21 protein-coding genes are annotated in these 19,480 nt (G+C 64.6%); 14 read left to right on the top strand and 7 right to left on the bottom strand.

What is annotated here, in order from left to right; all coding sequences use genetic code 11:
- Positions 1 to 4 precede the first annotated feature (4 nt).
- The 6 genes from pcaD to QM685_RS31300 all read left to right on the top strand — a co-directional run bounded on the left by pcaD (position 5) and on the right by QM685_RS31300 (position 6,525).
- Positions 5 to 796 carry a 3-oxoadipate enol-lactonase gene (gene pcaD / locus QM685_RS31325; protein ID WP_415122790.1) on the top strand — a complete coding sequence of 264 codons (792 nt, stop codon included), beginning with the start codon at positions 5 to 7 and terminating at the stop codon, positions 794 to 796.
- The gene (gene pcaC, locus QM685_RS31320; protein ID WP_415122788.1) at positions 793 to 1,194 is read left to right on the top strand and encodes a 4-carboxymuconolactone decarboxylase; all 402 of its coding nucleotides are present in this window, start codon (positions 793 to 795) and stop codon (positions 1,192 to 1,194) included. Before pcaD ends, pcaC begins: the two co-directional genes overlap by 4 nt.
- A gap of 335 nt (positions 1,195 to 1,529) precedes the next feature.
- On the top strand, positions 1,530 to 3,482 hold the full coding sequence (locus QM685_RS31315; RefSeq protein WP_415122786.1) for an ABC transporter permease: 1,953 nt from the start codon (positions 1,530 to 1,532) through the stop codon (positions 3,480 to 3,482).
- Complete coding sequence (locus QM685_RS31310; RefSeq protein ID WP_415122784.1) at positions 3,479 to 4,288, top strand: ABC transporter ATP-binding protein; 810 nt, start codon at positions 3,479 to 3,481, stop codon at positions 4,286 to 4,288. The genes QM685_RS31315 and QM685_RS31310 overlap by 4 nt, the downstream gene beginning before the upstream one ends.
- On the top strand, positions 4,285 to 4,998 hold the full coding sequence (locus QM685_RS31305; protein ID WP_415122782.1) for an ABC transporter ATP-binding protein: 714 nt from the start codon (positions 4,285 to 4,287) through the stop codon (positions 4,996 to 4,998). Before QM685_RS31310 ends, QM685_RS31305 begins: the two co-directional genes overlap by 4 nt.
- 318 nt (positions 4,999 to 5,316) lie before the next feature.
- The gene (locus QM685_RS31300) at positions 5,317 to 6,525 is read left to right on the top strand and encodes an ABC transporter substrate-binding protein (protein ID WP_415122780.1); all 1,209 of its coding nucleotides are present in this window, start codon (positions 5,317 to 5,319) and stop codon (positions 6,523 to 6,525) included.
- A gap of 63 nt (positions 6,526 to 6,588) precedes the next feature.
- On the opposite strand, the gene QM685_RS31295 is transcribed toward QM685_RS31300, so the two are convergent.
- On the bottom strand, positions 6,589 to 6,840 hold the full coding sequence (locus QM685_RS31295) for a hypothetical protein (RefSeq protein ID WP_415122778.1): 252 nt from the start codon (positions 6,838 to 6,840) through the stop codon (positions 6,589 to 6,591).
- Positions 6,841 to 7,052: 212 nt separating this feature from the next.
- Here QM685_RS31295 and QM685_RS31290 point away from each other — a divergent pair, with 212 nt between their 5' ends.
- A complete protein-coding gene (locus QM685_RS31290; protein ID WP_415122776.1) occupies positions 7,053 to 7,577 on the top strand; it encodes a DUF6496 domain-containing protein in 525 nt (174 codons plus the stop codon).
- A 73-nt stretch (positions 7,578 to 7,650) separates the two neighbouring features.
- Here the strand turns inward: QM685_RS31290 and QM685_RS31285 are convergent, their stop codons facing one another.
- On the bottom strand, positions 7,651 to 8,979 hold the full coding sequence (locus QM685_RS31285; protein ID WP_415122774.1) for an aspartate aminotransferase family protein: 1,329 nt from the start codon (positions 8,977 to 8,979) through the stop codon (positions 7,651 to 7,653).
- Positions 8,980 to 9,197: 218 nt separating this feature from the next.
- Between QM685_RS31285 and QM685_RS31280 the strand changes: the two genes are divergently transcribed.
- Positions 9,198 to 10,613: a PLP-dependent aminotransferase family protein gene (locus tag QM685_RS31280; protein ID WP_415122866.1), complete on the top strand. Its 1,416-nt coding sequence runs from the start codon at positions 9,198 to 9,200 to the stop codon at positions 10,611 to 10,613.
- Positions 10,614 to 10,637: 24 nt separating this feature from the next.
- Here the strand turns inward: QM685_RS31280 and QM685_RS31275 are convergent, their stop codons facing one another.
- Positions 10,638 to 11,261, bottom strand: coding sequence for a LysE family translocator (locus tag QM685_RS31275; protein WP_415122772.1), 624 nt, complete (start codon positions 11,259 to 11,261; stop codon positions 10,638 to 10,640).
- A gap of 274 nt (positions 11,262 to 11,535) precedes the next feature.
- On the opposite strand from QM685_RS31275, the gene QM685_RS31270 reads away from it, so the two are divergent.
- The 5 genes from QM685_RS31270 (at position 11,536) to QM685_RS31250 (ending at position 14,640) form a co-directional block, all read left to right on the top strand.
- Entirely contained in the window at positions 11,536 to 12,438 is a 903-nt protein-coding gene (locus tag QM685_RS31270) for a glutamate/aspartate ABC transporter substrate-binding protein (RefSeq protein ID WP_415122770.1), read from the top strand.
- Between the two features lie 167 nt (positions 12,439 to 12,605).
- Positions 12,606 to 13,139, top strand: a complete 534-nt coding sequence (locus tag QM685_RS31265) for a DUF4142 domain-containing protein (RefSeq protein WP_415122768.1) — start codon at positions 12,606 to 12,608, stop codon at positions 13,137 to 13,139.
- 13 nt (positions 13,140 to 13,152) lie between these two features.
- Entirely contained in the window at positions 13,153 to 13,455 is a 303-nt protein-coding gene (locus tag QM685_RS31260; protein ID WP_415122864.1) for a cupredoxin family copper-binding protein, read from the top strand.
- Positions 13,456 to 13,475: 20 nt separating this feature from the next.
- The gene (locus tag QM685_RS31255) at positions 13,476 to 14,195 is read left to right on the top strand and encodes an RNA polymerase sigma factor (protein WP_415122766.1); all 720 of its coding nucleotides are present in this window, start codon (positions 13,476 to 13,478) and stop codon (positions 14,193 to 14,195) included.
- A gap of 49 nt (positions 14,196 to 14,244) precedes the next feature.
- A complete protein-coding gene (locus tag QM685_RS31250) occupies positions 14,245 to 14,640 on the top strand; it encodes a hypothetical protein (protein WP_415122764.1) in 396 nt (131 codons plus the stop codon).
- 108 nt (positions 14,641 to 14,748) lie between these two features.
- On the opposite strand, the gene QM685_RS31245 is transcribed toward QM685_RS31250, so the two are convergent.
- The 3 genes from QM685_RS31245 to QM685_RS31235 form a co-directional block, all read right to left on the bottom strand.
- Positions 14,749 to 16,548, bottom strand: a complete 1,800-nt coding sequence (locus tag QM685_RS31245) for a chloride channel protein (RefSeq protein WP_415122762.1) — start codon at positions 16,546 to 16,548, stop codon at positions 14,749 to 14,751.
- Between the two features lie 2 nt (positions 16,549 to 16,550).
- Positions 16,551 to 16,967: a MarR family winged helix-turn-helix transcriptional regulator gene (locus tag QM685_RS31240; protein WP_415122760.1), complete on the bottom strand. Its 417-nt coding sequence runs from the start codon at positions 16,965 to 16,967 to the stop codon at positions 16,551 to 16,553.
- A 137-nt stretch (positions 16,968 to 17,104) separates the two neighbouring features.
- Positions 17,105 to 18,271, bottom strand: coding sequence for an HPP family protein (locus QM685_RS31235; protein ID WP_415122758.1), 1,167 nt, complete (start codon positions 18,269 to 18,271; stop codon positions 17,105 to 17,107).
- A 299-nt stretch (positions 18,272 to 18,570) separates the two neighbouring features.
- Here QM685_RS31235 and QM685_RS31230 point away from each other — a divergent pair, with 299 nt between their 5' ends.
- On the top strand, positions 18,571 to 18,888 hold the full coding sequence (locus QM685_RS31230; RefSeq protein WP_415122756.1) for a DUF1840 domain-containing protein: 318 nt from the start codon (positions 18,571 to 18,573) through the stop codon (positions 18,886 to 18,888).
- Between the two features lie 357 nt (positions 18,889 to 19,245).
- Here the strand turns inward: QM685_RS31230 and QM685_RS31225 are convergent, their stop codons facing one another.
- On the bottom strand, positions 19,246 to 19,368 hold the full coding sequence (locus QM685_RS31225) for a hypothetical protein (protein ID WP_415122754.1): 123 nt from the start codon (positions 19,366 to 19,368) through the stop codon (positions 19,246 to 19,248).
- Positions 19,369 to 19,480: the final 112 nt, after the last annotated feature.

The raw sequence follows: 19,480 nt of genomic DNA, 5'->3' as shown, positions 1-19,480 counted from the left end.
CGGCATGCCTTACGCCGCAGTCAACGGCACCGAGCTTCACTATCGCATCGACGGCGACCGTCACGGCCACGCGCCGTGGCTCGTGCTGTCGAATTCGCTCGGCAGCGATATGTCCATGTGGGCGCCGCAGGTCGCGGCGTTGTCGAAGCATTTCCGCGTGCTGCGTTACGACACGCGCGGCCACGGCCATTCGGAAGCGCCGAAGGGCCCTTACACGATCGAGCAGTTGACCGGCGACGTGCTCGGTCTGATGGACACGCTGAAGATCGCGCGCGCGAATTTCTGCGGGCTGTCGATGGGCGGTCTGACCGGCATCGCGCTCGCCGCGCGTCACGGCGACCGTTTCGAGCGTGTCGTGCTGTGCAATACGGCGGCGCGCATCGGCTCGCCGGAAGTGTGGGTGCCGCGCGCCGCGAAGGCCCGCAAGGAAGGCATGCCCGCGCTCGCCGACGCGGTACTGCCGCGCTGGTTCACGGCCGACTATATGGAGCGTGAGCCGGTCGTGCTGGCGATGATCCGCGACGTGTTCGTGCATACCGACAAGGAAGGCTACGCATCGAACTGCGATGCGATCGACGCGGCCGATCTGCGCCCCGAAGCGCCCGGCATCAAGCTGCCGACGCTCGTGATCAGCGGCACGCACGATCTCGCCGCGACGCCCGCGCAGGGCCGCGAACTCGCGCAGGCGATTTCGGGCGCGCGCTACGTCGAGCTCGACGCGTCGCACATTTCCAACATCGAGAAGGTCGACGAATTCACGAAGACCGTGCTCGACTTCCTGACGGAGACCAAATGAACGACGAAGACCGCTACGAAGCCGGACTCGGCGTGCGCCGCGCGGTGCTGGGCAACGCGCACGTCGACCGTTCGCTCGCGAACCGCACCGAGCTGACCGGGGAGTTCCAGAACCTGATCACGCGCTATGCGTGGGGCGAGATCTGGACGCGCGACGGCCTGCCGCGTCATACGCGCAGCCTGCTGACGATCGCGATGATGGTCGCGCTCAACCGCGGCGAAGAACTCGCGCTGCACCTGCGCGCCGCGAAAAACAACGGCGTGACGCGCGAGCAGATCAAGGAAGTGCTGCTGCAGACCGCGATCTACTGCGGCGTGCCGGCGGCGAATTCGGCGTTCCATCTCGCCGACAAGCTGTTCCGCGAGGACGACGCGGCGGCGGCGGCGGAAAAGCCGTAAGTAAGCACGCGCAGTCCACGGATCGAAAAACGCGACTCGACGTTTTCAAGCCGAGCCCCAAAAGTTGGATGCCAACTTTTGGGGCTTTTTAATGGTGTGTCGTTTTACGCGCCGACCCCGGCGTTGCCGCACCCGCAACGGATGCAAGCGCGCCGCGCGCTGCACGGCGGTCCGCTTCGGCGTAGATTTTGAGTGGGTTGTGATGCGGGTTGTTTCACTGGTAGTGTCCTGCCTTTGACGCGGGCGCGCAGGGTGCCGCACGCGCTTCAACGTCCGCCGACCGTGCCGCCGCGCCTGCCGCGCCCGCATCGTCCGGCGGGCTCCCGAGGGCCGTCATGCTTTCGAATCTGCTGGTGCAACTGGTGGGCGGACTCGCCGACGCGTCGACGCTGTTTCTCGTCGCCGCCGGTTTGTCGTTGATCTTCGGCGTGACGCGCATCGTCAACTTCGCGCACGGCTCGTTCTATATGTTCGGGATCTATGTCGCGTACAGCATCGCGAGCCGCTACGGCCATACGACGGGCGGTTTCTGGCTGTCGGTGCTGGCCGCCGCGCTGACGGTCGCGGTGCTTGGCGCACTCGTCGAAATCGTCGTGCTGCGGCGGATCTATCAGGCGCCCGAGCTGTTCCATCTGCTCGCCACCTTCGCGCTCGTGCTGATCTTTCGCGACTTCGCGCTATGGATATGGGGCCCCGACGATCTGTTCGGCCCGCGCGCGCCGCATCTCGCGGGCGCGGTCGATTTTCTCGGCCATCCGCTGCCCACCTACGATATCGCGCTGATCGTGATCGGCCCGCTCGTCTTGCTGCTGCTCTGGTATGTGTTGACGCGCACGCGCTGGGGCGCGCTGGTGCGCGCCGCGACGCAGGACCGCGAAATGCTCGGCGCGCTCGGCATCAACCAGGCGTGGCTGTTCACCGGCGTGTTTTGCGTCGGCGCGTTTCTCGCGGGGCTTGGCGGCGCGCTGCAAGGGCCGCGCATGTCGGCGAACCTGTCGCTCGATCTGGAGACGATCGGTAACGCGTTCGTCGTCGTCGTGGTCGGCGGCATGGGTTCGATTCCGGGCGCGTTTATCGCCGCGCTGCTGATCGCCGAGATCAAGGCGCTGTGCATCGGCATCGGGCACGTGACCATTTTCGGTATCGGCCTGTCGTTGAGCCGCTTCACGCTGGTCGCCGAGTTTGTCGTGATGGCAGTCGTGCTCGTCGTGCGGCCGTGGGGTCTGCTGGGCCGCGCGAGTGCGGCGGTGCGCGGCATCGGCGCGCCGGAGGCGCCGTTGCGGCCGGCGGGCAAGCGTCTGAAGTGGCTGGCCGCGCTGGTGTTGCTGGTGCTCGTGCTGGCGCCGCTCGCGGCCGGCGCGTTTCCGTATATGCCGGTGCTGCTCGTCGAAATCCTGATCGCGGTGCTGTTCGCGGCGAGCCTGCATTTCATCATGGGCCCCGGCGGTCTGCATTCGTTCGGCCATGCCGCGTACTTCGGGCTCGGCGCCTACGGCGCCGCGCTCTTCCTGAAGGTGCTCGAACTTCCGATGGAAGCCGCGCTGCTGCTGGGCCCGCTGCTCGCCGTGATCGGCGCGCTGGTGTTCGGCTGGTTCTGCGTGCGCCTCTCCGGCGTCTATCTCGCGATGCTGACGCTCGCGTTCGCGCAGATCGTCTGGTCGGTCGTGTTCCAGTGGGACGACGTGACGGGCGGCAGCAACGGCATACTCGGCCTGTGGCCGTCGAACTGGCTGTCGTCGCCGGTCGCGTTCTATTACCTGACGCTCGCGTGCGCGGTGCTCGGCGTGTGGCTGCTGCGCCGCATGCTGTTCTCGCCGCTCGGCTACGCGATGCGCGCGTCGCGCGATTCCGCGCTGCGCGCCGAGGCGATCGGCATCGACGTGAAGCGCGTGCAATGGGCGTCGTTCGTGATCGCGGCGCTGTTTTGCGGGCTTGCCGGATCGCTGTACGCGTTTTCGAAAGGCAATATCTCGCCCGAAGCGATCAGCGTGAGCCGCTCGGTCGACGGCCTCGTGATGGTGCTGCTCGGCGGCTTGCAGACGCTGAGCGGGCCGGTCGTCGGCGCGGCGGTGTTCACCTGGCTGCAGGATACGGTCGCGCGCCAGACCGATTACTGGCAGGCGCTGCTCGGCTTCGCAATCCTGCTGCTCGTGATCGCGTTTCCGCAGGGCATCGTCGGCTTTATTCGCGGGCGTTTCGGCGATCCGGGCTTCGATCTCGCGGATCACACCGACGGCGCCGCCGCGTCGCCGTCGCAACGGGCCGCGGCGGTCAAGGAGGGGCTATGAGCCTGCTGCGCGTGAGCGGCCTGTCGAGATCGTTCGGCGGTGTAAGGGCCGTCGACGATGTCTCGTTCGATCTGGATGCCGGCGAACTGCTGGCACTGCTGGGGCCCAACGGCGCGGGCAAATCCACCTGCTTCAATATGGTCAACGGCCAGTTGCGGCCGTCGGCGGGCTCGATTCTGCTCGACGGTCATGAACTGGTCGGCATGCGTCCGCGCGATATCTGGCGGCGCGGCGTCGGCCGCACGTTCCAGATCGCCGCCACGTTCAACTCGATGACCGTGCTCGAAAACGTGCAGATGGCGCTCGTCTCGCGCGAGAAAAAAACCTTTGGTCTGTGGAAAGCGGCGGGCTCGCGTTATGCCGACGAAGCATTCGCGCTGCTCGAACAGGTCGACATGGACGCGCACGCGAAGCGCGCGTGCGGCGTGCTCGCATATGGAGACGTGAAGCGCGTCGAGCTGGCGATCGCGCTCGCGAACCGCCCGAAACTGCTGCTGATGGACGAACCGACCGCCGGCATGGCGCCACAGGAGCGCAACGAATTGATGGCGCTGACCAAACGGCTCGTGACCGAACACAAGATTGGCGTGCTGTTCACCGAGCACAGCATGGACGTCGTGTTCGCCTACGCCGATCGCCTGATCGTGCTCGCGCGCGGCAAGCTGATCGCCGAGGGCGACGCCGGTACGATCCGCAACGACCCGCGCGTGCAGGAAGTCTATTTGGGCACCGGCAGGACGTTCCGGCCGCATGCGCCGTTGCGCGCCGTGGCGGACGGCGCGCAAGCGGGCGGAGCACCGCAATGAGCGAACCGGTGCTGAAAGTTTCCGGCCTCAACGCGTTCTATGGCCGCGCGCATATCCTGTTCGACGTCGGTCTCGAAGTCGGCCGCGGCGAAGTCGTCGCGCTGATGGGCCGCAACGGCGCGGGCAAATCGACGACGATGAAAGCGCTGATGGGACTGCTGCCGCGCCGTCACGGTGAAGTGACGTTCCGCGGCCGGAACATCGGCGCGCTGCCGCCGTACAAAATCGCGCGGATGGGCATCGGTTTCGTGCCCGAAGATCGCCGCGTGTTCGCGGACCTGACGGTGATGGAGAACCTCGACACCGGCCGTCAGCCGCCGCGCGAAGGCGCGCCGCAATGGACCCCGGAAAAACTGTTCCGCCTGTTTCCGAATCTCGGCGAAATGCCGAGGCGTCCGGGCGGCCAGATGAGCGGCGGCGAGCAGCAGATGCTGACCGTGTCGCGCACGCTGATGGGCAATCCGTATCTGCTGCTGCTCGACGAGCCGTCCGAAGGCGTTGCGCCGGTGATCGTCGAGCAGATGGCGAACATGATCCTTGAGCTCAAGCGCGAAGGGCTGTCGGTTCTGTTGTCCGAGCAGAATCTGCATTTTGCCGAGCTCGTCAGCGACCGCGCGTATGTGCTTGAAAAAGGGCAGATCCGCTTTAGCGGCACGATCGGCGAACTGGCGCGGAATGAGACGATAAGGCACGCTTATCTGGGCGTATAAGCCGACGCGCCAGCCGCGGCGACGGGAAGACGCGCGGCAGCCGCGCGGCGCCGGACAAGCCGATTCGCGCAATTCCCAATGGCCGCGGCTCGCCTGCGCGGCCCGAACTCGGTACGATGCCGCCTTACCGCGACAGTTTCGACGACGCCCCGAGCCAGCGCCGGGTTTGTGCCGTGTCCGCGCGAGCAGTGCGCGAGCGGCAAGCCGGCATGGCGGGACGCCGCGGCGAGCGAGGCCAGAATCCGCGCCGGATTGCGCATATTGCGCCGGCCGGCCGCCACCAAAAAACCAGCAATCCTTCTGATAACGGAGAAACGCATGACCACGCGCGCAGGATGGATCTCTCGCTTCATGGTGTCGGCCGCGTGCTCGTTGGCCACCTTGGGCGCGAGCGCACAGCAGACCATCAGGATCGGCGAGATCAATAGCTACAAGGCGCAACCCGCCTTTCTCGGGCCTTACAAAAACGGCTGGAATCTCGCGCTCGAGCAGGTGAACGCGGCGGGCGGCGTGCTCGGCAAGCAGCTCGAAGTGGTCTCGCGGGACGACAACGGCAACCCTGGCGACACGATTCGCGTCGCGCAGGAGCTGATCGCGCGCGAGCAGGTGCAACTGCTGTTCGGCGGCTTCCTGTCGAACACCGGCCTCGCGCTCGCCGATTTCGCGAAGCAGAAGAAAATTTTCTTCCTCGCCGCCGAGCCGCTGACCGACAAGATCGTCTGGGCCGATGGCAATAAATACACGTACCGTCTGCGTCCTTCCACGTATATGCAGGTCGCGATGCTGGTGCCGGAGGCGGCGAAGCTGAAGAAGAAGCGCTGGGCGATCGTGTATCCGAATTACGAGTACGGGCAATCGGCGGTGGCGACCTTCAAGAAGCTGCTGACGGCGGCGCAGCCCGACGTGCAGTTCGTCGTCGAACAGGCGACGCCGCTCGGCAACGTCGACGCGGGCGCCGTGACCCAGGCGATCGCCGATGCGAAGCCCGACGCGATCTTCAATGTGCTGTTCAGCGCGGACCTCGGCAAGTTCGTGCGCGAGGGCAATACGCGGGGGCTCTTCAAGGATCGCGCGGTGGTGTCGCTGCTGACCGGCGAGCCGGACTATCTCGATCCGCTCGGCGCCGAAGCGCCGACCGGCTGGATCGTGACCGGCTACCCGTGGTATTCGATCGATACGCCGGCCAACCGGAAATTCGTCGAAGAGTACCGCGCCAGGTATCACGACTATCCGCGCGTCGGTTCGGTGGTCGGATATTCGGCGCTGATGTCGATCGCGGACGGCATCCGGAAGGCCGGCTCGACCGATCCCGACAAGCTCGCCGCCGCGTTCAAGGGGCTCAACGTGCAGACGCCGTTCGGGCCGATTACTTACCGCCCGCAGGACAACCAGTCGACGATGGGCGCATATGTCGGCGTGACGGGCGTGAAGGATGGCAAGGGCGTGATGACCTCGTACCGGTACATCGACGGCGCGAGCGTGCAGCCGTCGGATGCCGAGGTGAAAAAGCTGCGGCCGGCGGACTAAAGGCGCGGTTCGCGTCAGTGTGCGTGACTGCTTCGTCACCGCCGGGTGACCCGGCCGGGAAAACTACTCCTCCGCGTCGTGCTCGGTGACGAAACGCTTCAGATAAGCGAGCACGGCCGCCTCGATCGCGCGGTGATCGGCGGTGCTCTTCGAGCCCGCGTTCTCCTCGTCGCCGAACAGCGTGGACGGCGCGTTATGCACGTCCACCTCTTGCCCCTCGCGAAACACGCGAATTTCATGGACGTCCTCGGCGTACTCGGCAACCCAGTGTACGCCCTCGATATGCGCACCCGCGCGAACGGTAGGTATTTTCATGGATGTCTCCAAGGCTGCCGGGGCGGACCTTGCGCCGACCCTTGTTCACAACCATACGCCGTCCCGCCGACGCGCGCGAGTCCCGCCTTGCGAATTCCCGAAGTTTCGCGGCGATTTACGCGGATGAGCGAATTTACCGTGCCCGGCATGTCTGCGCCCCCGGCACGGCCGTTGCTGAACGATAAGGCCACAGCCACAACCGGAGAACTGTCATGCCAGAGCAGAAAACCTTGAAGCGTGCCGCGGCCGATAAACGCGCCGGCAAATCGGCGAGCACTCAAGCGGGAGAGTTCGTCAAGGAACAGGTGGACAAGGTGCGCGCCGGCAAGCACGGCGTCAGGTCGTCGAAGCAGGCGATCGCGATCGGCCTGTCCGAGGCGCGCCGCGCGGGCGTCGACGTGAAGCCGCCGAAGCAGGGCGCGGCGAGCGAGGCGACCCGCAAGAAAGCGCGGAAGGACAGTGCCGCGGGCAAGCACGACGGCGCGGCGGGAAAGAGCGCGAGCAAGGAGTCGACGGCGAAGCGCTCGCGCGTCGCGGAGAATGTGCTCAAGCGCGAGAGCAAGGCCGGGGCGTCGCCTGCCGCGATGTCGAAACAGGCGAAGTCGGCAGCCGCCAGACGGCCCGCGGCCAGCCGTTCGGCTGCGGCGAAGAAGGCCGCGGCGACGAAGGGGGCGGCCGGACGCTCCGCCGCCGCGAAGAAGGCCGCGCATACGCGGGCTTCACGCACGCATCACTGACGCGGGGGCGCGGCCGAAGGCGTCTTGTCGAGACGCTCGGCGGGAATTCACGCGCCGCCGCCAGTCGACGTGCTTACTGCACGGTCGCGAGCGCGTCGCCGACCGTCTTGAAGATATGCGCGATCTGCTCCTCGTCGATGATGAGCGGCGGCGAAAACGCGAGGATGTCGCCGGTGAAGCGGATCAGCACCCCCGCCTCGAAGCATTTGACGAACGCCTCGTAAGCACGCGCGCCCGGCGCGCCGTCGCGCGATTCGAGTTCGATGCCCGCGATCATGCCGAGATTACGCACGTCCTTCACATGCTTCGCGCCGCGCAGCGCGTGCGCGGCGGCTTCGAACGAGGGCGCGAGGCGCGCCGCGCGCTCGAACAGGTTTTCGCGGCGATACAGATCGAGCGTCGCCACCGCGGCGGCCGCCGCTGCCGGATGCGCCGAATACGTATAGCCGTGGAACAGCTCGATCGCGCCCGGCGCGCCGCTATCCACGATCGTGTTGTGAATCGTGCGGCTCGCCGCGACCGCGCCCATCGGGATCGACGCGTTGTTGATCGCCTTCGCGAGCGTGATCAGGTCCGGCGTGACGCCGAAGTATTCGCTCGCCGTCGCCTTGCCGATGCGCCCGAAGCCCGTGATGACCTCGTCGAAGATCAGCAGGATGCCGTGCTTCGTGCAGATTTCGCGCAGTTTTTGCAGATAGCCCTGCGGCGGCACTAGCACGCCCGTCGAGCCGGCCACCGGCTCGACGATCACCGCGGCGATCGTCGATGCATCGTGCAGCGCGACGATGCGTTCGAGCTCTTCGGCCAGATGCGCGCCCCACGCCGGCTGGCCTTTCGAGAACGCGTTGTGCTCGAGATTGTGCGTGTGCGGCAGATGATCGACCGCCGGCAGCAGCGCGCCCGAGAAGGTCTTGCGATTCGGCGCGATGCCGCCGACCGAAATGCCGCCGAAGCCGACGCCGTGGTAGCCGCGCTCGCGGCCGATCAGGCGCGTGCGCTGCCCTTCGCCGCGCGCGCGGTGGTAGGCGAGCGCGATTTTCAGCGCGGTGTCGACCGATTCGGAGCCCGAGTTCGTGAAGAAGATGCGGTCGAGGCCGGCCGGCATCAGTTCGGCGACCTTCGTCGCGGCTTCGAACGCGAGCGGGTGGCCCATCTGGAAGGTCGGCGCGAAGTCGAGCGTCGACAACTGTTGCGTGATCGCCGCGACGATCTCGTCGCGGCCGTGCCCGGCGTTGACGCACCACAGACCCGCGCAGCCGTCGAGAATCTCGCGCCCGTCGGTGCCGCGGTAATACATGCCCTTCGCCGATTCCAGCAGGCGCGGCGCGGCCTTGAACTGGCGGTTGGCGGTAAAGGGCATCCAGAAGGACGACAGATCGTCGATGACGGGGCGCGAAGTCATGGCATCTCCTCGAAGTGGTTTGGGCGGACGGCCCCGGATGAAGGAAAGGGGGCTTCCTGGATAGCCAAACTGTAGCGCCCGAGGTTTAATGGCGGCATAAACAGTTGCCGAAGTGTGGTGCTAACCGTGCTGGCGGATTCGCGCAAACTGTATTGCTGCGCGCACATGACCCGGCCGCCGCCGCGGCTGCTTTTTCGACCGGATTTTTCGCCCGCATCATGATCGAACTGGAACTTCAGCGCGGCCGGCGTGCTTCGCCGACGCTCGTCGAGCAGGTCGTACAAGGCTTCGCGCGCGCGATCGAAGCGCAATCGCTGCGCGCGGGCGCGCTGCTGCCGTCGGTGCGGCAACTCGCGCAAAGCCATGCGCTGAGCACCTTCACGGTGACCGAGGCGTACAACCGGCTCGTCTCGATGGGGCTCGTGGTCGCGCGGCGCGGCTCTGGCTACCGCGTGGCCGCGCGCGCCTTCGCCACGCGCCCGGCCGTCGCCGACTGGCAGCCGCCGAGCCTCACCGCGACCTGGCTGCTGTCCGACGTGTTCGCCGATCATTCGGTGCCGATCAAGGCGGGCTGCGGCTGGCTGCCGGGCGAGTGGATCAACGAGAGCGGCCTGCAGCACGCGTTGCGCGCGCTGAGCCGGGTGCCGGCCGCGCGCTTCGGCGACTACGGTCATCCGTACGGCTTCGCGCCGCTGCGCGAGCGCATCGCGGAACAGCTCGACCGGCGCGGCCTGCCCGTCGACGTGACCAACGTGCTGCTCACGCAGGGCGCGACGCAGGGGCTCGACCTGATCGTGCGCACGCTGCTGCGCGCGGGCGACGCGGTGATCGTCGAAGATCCCGGCTACGGCAACCTGCTGCAGATCCTGAAGCTCGCCGGCCTCGTCGTGCATGGCGTGCCGCGCACGCCGGCCGGCGTCGATACGGACGTGCTCGACGCGCTGGTCGCGCGGCACAAGCCGAAGGCGATCTTCGTCAACACGACGTTGCAGAATCCGACCGGCGCGACGTTCGGCATGTCGACGGCGTTCCGTTTGCTGCAGATCGCCGAGCGCGAGCGCATCTGGGTGATCGAGGACGACGTCAGCCGCGAACTCGCGCCGCCCGGCGCGCCGCTGTTTGCCGCGATGGAGGGCCTGCAGCGGGTGCTGTACCTCGGCGGCTTTTCGAAGACGGTGACCCCGGCATTGCGTTGCGGCTACGTGGTCGCCGAGACGGCGGTGCTGCGCGAGCTGGCGCGCACGAAGATGGCGGTGGGGCTGACGTCGTCGGAAACGATCGAGCGGATCGTGGACAAGGTGCTGGTCGAAGGGCGCTACGCCCGCCATGTCGAAACGGTCAACGAACGGCTCAAGCTCGCGCACGCGGCGCTCGAGGCACGGCTCGACGCGCTCGGGATCGAGATGTTCCACCGGCCGCGCGGAGGGCTGTTCGCGTTGGCGCGTCTGCCGATCGAGGCGGAGCGCGCCGGCGAGGTCACGACGGCCGCCCTCGCGCACGGCATCTGGCTGGCGCCCGGCTCCTATTTCCGTCCCGACGATGCGCCGAGTGCGTGGTTCCGCTTCAACGCGCCATATTCGACCGACGATGCGCTGTGGCGCTTCATCGAACGGGTCGGGCAGGGGATGTTGTAGGCGCGTTGGACCTGGCCGCCGCGCTCACCCGCCGTGGCCAAGCAGCCTCAGCGCGATCGGGTACAGCGAAAACACGAGCAGCAGCGCCATTGCGACATTGAAGACACGCAGCCGCTTCGGGTCCGACAGCACCTGACGCATCGCCGTGCCGAAACCGGCCCATATGCAGATGCACGGAAAGCCGATCACGTAGAACACCACCGCCATCGCAACGACGTTCATGCCGTAGCTCTCGCTCAGGTGAATCGTCGTGGCGGCGGTCAGCACCATCATCCACGCCTTCGGATTGACCCACTGGAACGCGATTGCCTCGTGAAAGCGCATCGGGCGGCGCTCGCCTTTTCCGAGCTCCAGCCCGCCCGAGGTGCCGATCTTCCACGCCAGATACAGCAGATAAGCGACGCTGACGACTTCGAGCAACGTATACAGCACGGGGAAATGCAGGAACGCCTCGCCGAGCCCGATGCCGACCGACAGCATCAACAGCACCACGCCGGCGCTGATGCCGGACAGATGCGGGAGCGTACGGCGAAAACCGAAATTGACGCCCGAGGCCAGCAGCATCGTGTTGTTCGGACCGGGCGTGATGGACGTGACGAGCGCGAACAGAATGCCGGCAGGTAGCGCGCTGAGACTGACAGAGGACATAGAGGGCTCCGGTGTCGGCGGGAAATGGAGAGGGTCATTCTACCGACATGGTCCGGTACAGTACCTGTACGGTTTGGCGGATACTGTCCGATACGGACAGGGTTGGCCGGGAGAGTTGCCGCCGGGCGGTGCGGCGATCCGGATTCCGATACTCGGTAGTTAACCTCAGTAGTTAACATATGTTGCGAATATTTTTTTAATGGCAACATATGTAGACGGCTCGCGCAGAAGCCCGCAATTCCTGAGAAACATGCCGCACGATCGGAGAAAACCCATGAAAGTGATGAATTGGCCCGCTCTCGCTGTACTCGCTGCCCTGACTTCGGCGAGTCCGGGCGCGTTCGCGCAGGACGCGACGTCCACGCTCGCAAAAATCCAGCAAAGCGGCGTGATCGCGATCGGCCATCGCGAAACGTCGGTGCCGTTTTCGTATGTCGATGCAAACAATCAGGTCATCGGTTTTTCGCAGGATCTGTGCAACAAGGTCATCGACGCGGTCAAGGTGAAGACAAAACGCTCCGACCTGAAGGTGCGCTTCATTCCGGTGACGTCGCAAAACCGCATTCCACTCGTGCAGAACGGCACGGTCGATCTCGAATGCGGCGTGACGACCAATCTTGTGGCGCGTCAGAGCCAGGTGACGTTCGCCGACACGTTCTTCGTCGCGACGACGCGTCTTCTCACGCGCAAGGATTCCGGCATCAAGGACTTTCCGGATCTCGCGGGCAAGACCGTCGTGACGAATCAGGGCACGACGTCCGAGCGCATCCTGCGCAAGATGAACGAAGACAAGAAGATGAACATGCAGATCATCAGCGCGAAGGATTACGGCGAAGGGCGCCTCACGCTCGAAAGCGGCCGCGCCGTTGCGTACATGATGGACGACGTGTTGCTGGCCGGCACACGCACACTGACCGCGAAGCCGTCCGACTGGATCATTACCGGCACGCCGCAATCGTCGGAAGCATATGGCTTCATGCTGCGCCACGACGATACCGAGTTCAGAAAGCTCGTCAACGGCACGCTCGAACAGGTGATGAAAGGGCCGGAAATCCACACCCTGTACGACAAATGGTTCATGAAGCCCGTGCCGCCGAAGAACGTCAGCTTCGATTTTCCGATGGCCGATTCGCTGAAGCAGCTCTATGCGGCGCCGAACGACAAGGCGCTCGAATAACCGTGTTTCAGCGTTGACGGTGCCGCGCTTCTTGCCGCGAGCGCGTTCCACTCCACGCCCGCTGTTCCCGTTTCACGCACACGCGCAAAACGGGAACAGCGTTTTTTCTCGTGACATCCAACTCCATATCAACCGGCGCGTTTGCGATCCGGCTCAGGAGACATGTCATGAAAAGAACCTGTATTGCGCTATTTCCGGTACTGCTTCTCGCCGGTTTCGCGGCCTATGCACAAAGTACCGCGCCCACCGATCCTCAAATCGCGGCGATCGTCGTGACCGCCAATCAGGTCGATATCGACGCGGGCGAGCTTGCGCAGTCGAAGACCCATTCGAAGGACGTCAAGGCGTTCGCGCAACGCATGATTGCCGACCACGGCGGCGTCAACAAGGCGGCCGGCGATCTCGTGCGCAAACTGGGCGTGACGCCGGAGGACAACGCGACGAGCCGCGGCCTCCGGCAGAGTGGCGACGACAACCTCGCCCACCTGAAAACGCTCGCGGGCACGGCCTTCGATCGGACTTATATCGATCACGAAGTGGCCTATCATGAAAGTGTTCTCGATGCGCTCGACAAGACCCTGATTCCCGGTGCGCAGAGCGACCAACTGAAGGCGCTTCTCGTGAAGGTGCGCCCGGCTTTCGTCGCGCATCTGGAGCACGCGAAGCACCTGCAGGCGGAATTGGGCAAGAGCGGTGGATAAGCTTTGCGTGCTGATGGCCGCGTTTGTGACCGCCACGATGCTGCCGGCCGATGCCATTGCCGCGCCCGCAACCTACTACGTCGTGATCGAGCAGATGCGCTTCAATCCGCCGACGCTGACGGTGCGCCGCGGCGATCGCGTCGAGTGGGCGAACCGGGATCTGTTCGCGCACACGGCGAGCGCGGCGTCGAAGGCGTTCGATTCGGGCAGCATCGCGCCGAACGCGTCGTGGGGCTTTGTCGCGGGACAGGCGGGAAGCTACCCGTATCTGTGCAACTTCCACCCGACGATGCGTGGCACGCTGAATGTCCGCTGATACAACCTGACGAGCGTCCTATGATGGCCAGCGCACTCACATGTTCGGAATCACGTCCGCGGTCTCCGGCAACCGATGATGATCTGTCGATCGCGCGCCGCGTCGTCGACGGCGATCAGGCTGCCTTCGAGCTGCTGATGCGCCGGCATAACCGGCGCCTGTATCGTCTGGCGCGCGCGACGCTCCATAACGACGCGGAAGCGGAGGACGCACTGCAGGAAGTGTATCTGTCCGCGTATCGCGCGATGAACCAGTTTCGCGGCGACGCCGCGCTGCTCACGTGGCTGTCGCGTCTCGTGCTCAATGAATGCTTCGCGCGTTTGCGGCGCGAAGCGCGGCGCCAGAACGTGATTCCGATGGTGGACCCAGGCACTCATGTCGATATGGATGCGATCAATGCGGACGATTCCAATGCACCCGAGCGCGCGGCGGCGCGCGCGGAATGGCGCGCCTTGCTCGAACGCAAGCTGGACGAGCTGCCGGATGTGTTTCGTGTCGTGTTCGTACTGCGTTCTGTCGAGGAAATGAGCGTCGAGGAAACCGCGCAGTGTCTCGCGATACCGGAGGCCACCGTGCGCAGCCGCCATTTCCGCGCGAAGAATTTGCTGAGCGAGGCGTTGGCGCGGGAAATGGGTCTCGTCGAACGTGATCTGTTCGAATTCGGCGGCGCTCAATGCGACCGGATGGTCGCGAAGGTGCTGGCGCGATTGAAGGCGGAGCGGGGCGGCGCCTGCTGTTAGGTTGCCTTCATCAACGGCTTTCGGCCAGGCTCAAAGGAGGCGCAAAGTGATGACGGTGAATCGCCATACGGAAAACAGACCGGCTTTTTCCAGCGGAATCGTCCGCTGCATACCGGTCATATTGGGCGTGTTCCTGCTGGCCGCGAACGCCGGCACCGAAGAGCGCACGATCACGATCGTATCGGGCACTTACGGCGACAATTGTGGCGCGCCGCGCGGCAACCTGACCCGAGACGTCGCGCGTCATTGCAACGGCCGGTCGACCTGCGGCTATTCGGTGCCGGGGCTGCATAAAGGCGGCATGACGATGGGGTGCCAGCGTGATTTTCTTGCCGAATGGCATTGCGATAACGCGGAGTTCCACAGCGCCGCGCTGAGCCCCGGCGCCAAATCGGGCGATACGCTTATGCTTGGCTGCGTCGAGTCGCGTGGCGCGGGCAAATAACTGAGCGTAAGCGGAGGTGCTTCGTTAACTTACTCGATTACTCGAAGTACCAACAGAAAGGCCGAGGCCATCAGTGGCCTCGGCCTTTTATCGTCAATGGCGGCTTTTCTAGCCGACCTTGCGAACCGGTGCAAAGCGCCGTTTCCCGAGCGACGGCCCAATGCGACGGAAGCGCTCGCGCTTGTGCTCCTCTTCGAAGTGCGTGAGCGACGGTTTGACCAGATCGCTGCGCGACACGATGCCGACCAGACGCATGCTCTTGCGGTCGGCCACCACCGGCAGACGTTCGAGACCGAGTACCGCGAGGCGCGTCGCGACGAGCCGGCAGGTTTCGGATGGCAATGCAAACGCGGGGTTCTGTTCAGCGAATACATCGGCGAGCGTCATCGCACGCCTGCGTTGCTCGTCGTCGGCGCAGAACCGTTCGAGCAGCGTGCGGTCGGCCACGCCGATCACCGCGCCGTCGCGCACCACCGGATAGGCGCGGCGCAACTGGTTCGCACCGAACAGCGTCTGCAGCGTGTCGCCGATCGTCCTGCTGGAATCGACCGATTCCACCGATGCCGTCATCACTTCGTCGACATAGTGGCGCTCGAGCGGATCGACGCCGTATTCGCGGTAGATGTGATAGCCGCGGCGCGCGATCTTCTCGGTCATGATCGAGCGCCGCATCACCACCGTCGAGAAGCCGTGCGCGATCAGCGTTGCGGTCAACAGCGGCAATAGCGCGTTGCTGTCGTGCGTGAGGCCGAATGCAAATACGATCGCCGTCAGCGGCGCGCCGAGCGTGGCGCCGAGCGTCGCGGCCATGCAGACGAGCGGCCACAGCGCCGGCTCGCTGCCCGGCAGCCAGTGCGCGAGCACGGTGCCGAGTCCGGCGCCGAGCATCAGCAGCGGCGCAAGCACGCCGCCGGACGTGCCGGAGCCGAGCGCGACGACCCACATCACCGCCTTCACGGCGAGCAGCAGAAGGGCGATCTGCAACGCGATGTGCTGATGCAGCAGATCGCCGATCACGTCATAACCGACGCCGAGCGCACGCGGTTCGAGCCATCCGCCGATGCCGACGACGATCCCGCCGAGCGCCGGCCACCACATCCAGTGGATCGGCAGTTTGCCGAACAGGTCTTCCACTTTATAGAGCGCGGCGGACAGCCCGGATGCCAGCGCACCCGACAGCACACCAGCGATGGCGCATGAAATCAGCGACCAGCCGTCCGGCGCCGCAGTCTGAAGCGGAAACAGCGGCGCCGTGCCGAAGAAAATCGCACGCGCGAAACCGGCGACCGCGCAGGCCACCGCGACCGGCAGGAAACTGCGCGGGCGCCATTCGAACAGCAGCAGTTCGACCGCGAGCAGCACGGCGGCCACCGGTGTGCCGAATACCGCGGTCATGCCGGCGGCGGCGCCGGCTACGAGCAGCGTCTTGCGTTCCGCCGACGTGACTTTCACGCACTGCGCGATCAGCGAGCCGAGCGCGCCACCGGTCATGATGATCGGACCTTCCGCGCCGAACGGTCCGCCGCTGCCGATCACGATGCCTGACGACAGAGGCTTGAGCACAGCCACTTTCGGCGACATCCTGCTCTTGCCGAACAGGATTGCCTCGATTGCTTCGGGAATGCCGTGCCCGCGGATCTTCTCGGAACCGAAGCGCGCCATCAGCCCGACGATCAGCCCGCCGAGCACCGGCACGCCGATGACCCAGAGCCCGAGCGTGTTGGTGGCAGGCGAACGTTCGACGAACGACAGCGTGCCGAAGAAGAACAGATTGGTGAACAGATGGATCAGGTTCAGCAATACGAAAGCGGCAAGCGTGCTGACGAAGCCGATGCACGCCGCCAATGCAAAAATGCCGGGCAGCCGCGCGTTGGCCGAAAAGTCGCGCTTGTGGGAATTCATGCTCATGGTTATTCGAAGTCGATCTGTGGAATCTGGAAGGAACCTTCGAGCGATTTCAGTTCCGCGCGGTGCAATTCCGCGAGCCGCTCGAGTACTCGCTCGCCCGCTTTTTCGAGGTGAACTTCAACCTGACGGCGGTCGGTTTCGCTGATCCGGCGGCGTACCAGATTCAGCGCCTCGCAGCGCGACACCAGCGCGACGACGCCGTGGTGCTGGGCCTGAAGCCGCTCGGCGAGTTCGCCGACGGTGGCCCAGTCGCGCTCCGGATAACCCTTGATATGCAGCAACAACAGGTATTGCAGCGGCGTAATGCCTTCGTTCTGCGCGGCCTGTTCGGAGAACCGCTCGAAGCGCCGCATCTGATAGCGAAACTCCGAGAGTTGTTCGAAGTCGCTCTTGGCCAGCCTGCGAGTCCGTACTTTCATTGGATATCCGCCGATGTGAAGAAACGAAAAAATATATCACGTAATGATGTATTTGGGCGGAATCCGGTTCGTGCAATGCAGTACTGGTCGCGCAATTCTTTCAGCCGGCTTTCGCAGGCTCTTTCTCCGGCGTGCAATCAGGCGGTCTGGCGGGCTTTGGCAACGGTTTGTCGATAAAGACCGGAGATCAGATCCACCTGCGTAATCATGCCGACTACGCGCCCCGCGTGATCGAGTACCGGCACGTGGTGGTGGCCGAAGTTCGCGAACATCGGCACGAGTTCGGTAATCGGCTCATTCGCATTGACGCTGCAGACCTCGGTGGTCATTACGCTGCCGACGTCCGCGGTGCGAAGGGTGTCGCCGCGCAGCCAGCCGTCGAAGTAACTGAGGATCGGCGCAAACGCGCCGAAGCTTTTCCTGTCGACGAAGTCGGCGCGCGTGACGATGCCGATCAGTTTCTGCCCGGCGTCGACGACCGGCAGCGCTTTCACCTTGTTGCGCCTGAACAGATCCCACGCGGCGGCGCCGCGCGTTGCCGCGGATACCGCCACGACGTGGCGGGACATGATGTCTTCGCAGCGCAGTTCGTCGAAACTGCGCGAAAACGCCTGAAGCTGCGTTTCGCGCAACAGCGAATAAAGATCGTCCGGATCGATGTCGAGCATTTCGTCGCGACGTCCGAGAACGGCTTTGACGTCGGCGCGTGTGAAGCCGACGCGCGATGCCTCGTCGGCGGCCTGGCTGGCCGTGGCGCGATCCTGCCGTCCCGCATGCGGATAGCGGTGGCCGGTGGCGGCGTGATAGACGAGCGCGGCGAACAGCAGCGCGGCCGACTGGATCGCAATGGGCTCCATCACGAACCGATAGCCGAGCGCATGAATGACGGGGCCGCCGAGCACCGCGGTCAACGCGACCGCGCCCGACGGCGGATGCACGCAGCGCAACGCGAACATGCCGCAGATCGACAGCGCGACCGCCAGCGCGGCGGCGAGAGTCGGATCGCCGATCAGCTTCGCGCAGGTCACGCCGATCGTCGCGGATACGAGATTGCCGCCGATGATCGACCACGGTTGCGCGAGCGGACTCGCGGGCACCGCGAACAGCAGCACCGCGGACGCGCCCATCGGCGCGACGAGCAGCGGAATGTTCGCGCTGGGCCCGAGCAGCAGATACATGAGCCCGCCGGTGAAAGCGATACCGAGCAGTGCGCCGAGACATGAACGCGCACGCTCGTGCCATTTCACGGCGACCGGTGCGGGGAGAAAACTGGAAAGCCAGCTGGAAACGAGGGTGCGGGACAAGATAGAAGCGGAAAGTAGTCGATTATGCCGGGCCCGACATTACCGGGGAAACCCTGGCAACGCGAATACAGTGTGGTCATGATTATATTTCAATATGATATAAAAAGCCGTTTTGGCGTTCTTTGGCGCGGAAAAAGCGGGGTGTATTCACTGACAGGTGGAAGCCGGGTCAGGGCGGGTAACGCATGGTTTCATCACGGCGACGGCTGAGAATTTTTATCATGCCGTGATATAAAATGATGGAAAAGGTGGAGATGATCTGTTGTCCGGTTATCTCGCACATCTATAAAGGAGCCATCATGATGATCACTTTTCAATCGACGGCGTCACCGGATGTCGTGATGCTCAGAGACCTTGCTCAATATCTGCTGGGCCTGATCGGTAAGCGGCTCGGCGAACGCGGCGTCATTACACACGATGAACTGCCGCGCGCAATCGGCCGGCTCGAAGCGGCAATCTCCGACGATGCGACGGTGGAAGCAACCGTGGAAACGTTGCATTGCTCGGCCGGCAATCATCGCGAGTCGCACAACAGACTCTCGCAGCGCGCATGGCCGTTTCTGGACATGATGCGCGCGGCGCGCGAAAGCGACGCGGACATCATCTGGGGACTTTGAAGACGTTCTATTGAGTCAGTGTGAAGGATTGACGATGAAACGACGTTCATCGCGGCGACGTTTCGCCATCGTGCTCGTTGCGGCTTGTGTTATTCCGGCCGCCTACGCATTCGCGCCGGCGCGGATAGCCGACCGATACGAACGGTACGCGCACGGGCATGATCGATGGACGCGTTTTGCGGCAACGGGGTCCAGGGTTCCCACCACCGTAATCGGCATCTACGGCGGCACCGTGTTCGATCGGTTATCCGATGGAGCGGTGGTACTCGTGAAATGGCCAGAAGATTCGCCGCACGAGAAATGGAACGCGCGATGGCATCGAGAGAACATGCCCACCGGTTCCGAGCCAGGCGGTGTTCATGTTTTCTTTCTCTGGCCCGACTCGTAGCTCAGCGCACGGCGCTCCTGTGTGACGACCAGCAATACCACCAGCGCAAGCACAGCGCCGGCAACCACTAATTGCACCAGTAAATCGATCATGACCGTTCTCGCGCACGGCTATGCATCAATCGATGAGCGAGTCCGCGCGTCGCAACGAGTACCGCGGGCTACCCGCTCAGGTAAATAGCGGCACCGCTTCAATCAACGCAAA

It is taken from the genome of Paraburkholderia sp. (assembly GCF_047605525.1).
Classification (GTDB): Bacteria; Pseudomonadota; Gammaproteobacteria; order Burkholderiales; family Burkholderiaceae; genus Paraburkholderia.
The sequence above is the reverse complement of the archived record's forward strand: the minus strand, read 5'-3'. Positions and strand labels throughout refer to the sequence as shown.

Coding starts and splice junctions, on each gene's coding strand:
- pcaD (WP_415122790.1), top strand. CDS start 5: ATGCCTTACGCCGCAGTCAACGGCACCGAGCTTCACTATCGCATCGAC.
- pcaC (WP_415122788.1), top strand. CDS start 793: ATGAACGACGAAGACCGCTACGAAGCCGGACTCGGCGTGCGCCGCGCG.
- QM685_RS31315 (WP_415122786.1), top strand. CDS start 1,530: ATGCTTTCGAATCTGCTGGTGCAACTGGTGGGCGGACTCGCCGACGCG.
- QM685_RS31310 (WP_415122784.1), top strand. CDS start 3,479: ATGAGCCTGCTGCGCGTGAGCGGCCTGTCGAGATCGTTCGGCGGTGTA.
- QM685_RS31305 (WP_415122782.1), top strand. CDS start 4,285: ATGAGCGAACCGGTGCTGAAAGTTTCCGGCCTCAACGCGTTCTATGGC.
- QM685_RS31300 (WP_415122780.1), top strand. CDS start 5,317: ATGACCACGCGCGCAGGATGGATCTCTCGCTTCATGGTGTCGGCCGCG.
- QM685_RS31295 (WP_415122778.1), bottom strand. CDS start 6,840: ATGAAAATACCTACCGTTCGCGCGGGTGCGCATATCGAGGGCGTACAC.
- QM685_RS31290 (WP_415122776.1), top strand. CDS start 7,053: ATGCCAGAGCAGAAAACCTTGAAGCGTGCCGCGGCCGATAAACGCGCC.
- QM685_RS31285 (WP_415122774.1), bottom strand. CDS start 8,979: ATGACTTCGCGCCCCGTCATCGACGATCTGTCGTCCTTCTGGATGCCC.
- QM685_RS31280 (WP_415122866.1), top strand. CDS start 9,198: ATGATCGAACTGGAACTTCAGCGCGGCCGGCGTGCTTCGCCGACGCTC.
- QM685_RS31275 (WP_415122772.1), bottom strand. CDS start 11,261: ATGTCCTCTGTCAGTCTCAGCGCGCTACCTGCCGGCATTCTGTTCGCG.
- QM685_RS31270 (WP_415122770.1), top strand. CDS start 11,536: ATGAAAGTGATGAATTGGCCCGCTCTCGCTGTACTCGCTGCCCTGACT.
- QM685_RS31265 (WP_415122768.1), top strand. CDS start 12,606: ATGAAAAGAACCTGTATTGCGCTATTTCCGGTACTGCTTCTCGCCGGT.
- QM685_RS31260 (WP_415122864.1), top strand. CDS start 13,153: ATGGCCGCGTTTGTGACCGCCACGATGCTGCCGGCCGATGCCATTGCC.
- QM685_RS31255 (WP_415122766.1), top strand. CDS start 13,476: ATGATGGCCAGCGCACTCACATGTTCGGAATCACGTCCGCGGTCTCCG.
- QM685_RS31250 (WP_415122764.1), top strand. CDS start 14,245: ATGACGGTGAATCGCCATACGGAAAACAGACCGGCTTTTTCCAGCGGA.
- QM685_RS31245 (WP_415122762.1), bottom strand. CDS start 16,548: ATGAGCATGAATTCCCACAAGCGCGACTTTTCGGCCAACGCGCGGCTG.
- QM685_RS31240 (WP_415122760.1), bottom strand. CDS start 16,967: ATGAAAGTACGGACTCGCAGGCTGGCCAAGAGCGACTTCGAACAACTC.
- QM685_RS31230 (WP_415122756.1), top strand. CDS start 18,571: ATGATGATCACTTTTCAATCGACGGCGTCACCGGATGTCGTGATGCTC.
- QM685_RS31225 (WP_415122754.1), bottom strand. CDS start 19,368: ATGATCGATTTACTGGTGCAATTAGTGGTTGCCGGCGCTGTGCTTGCG.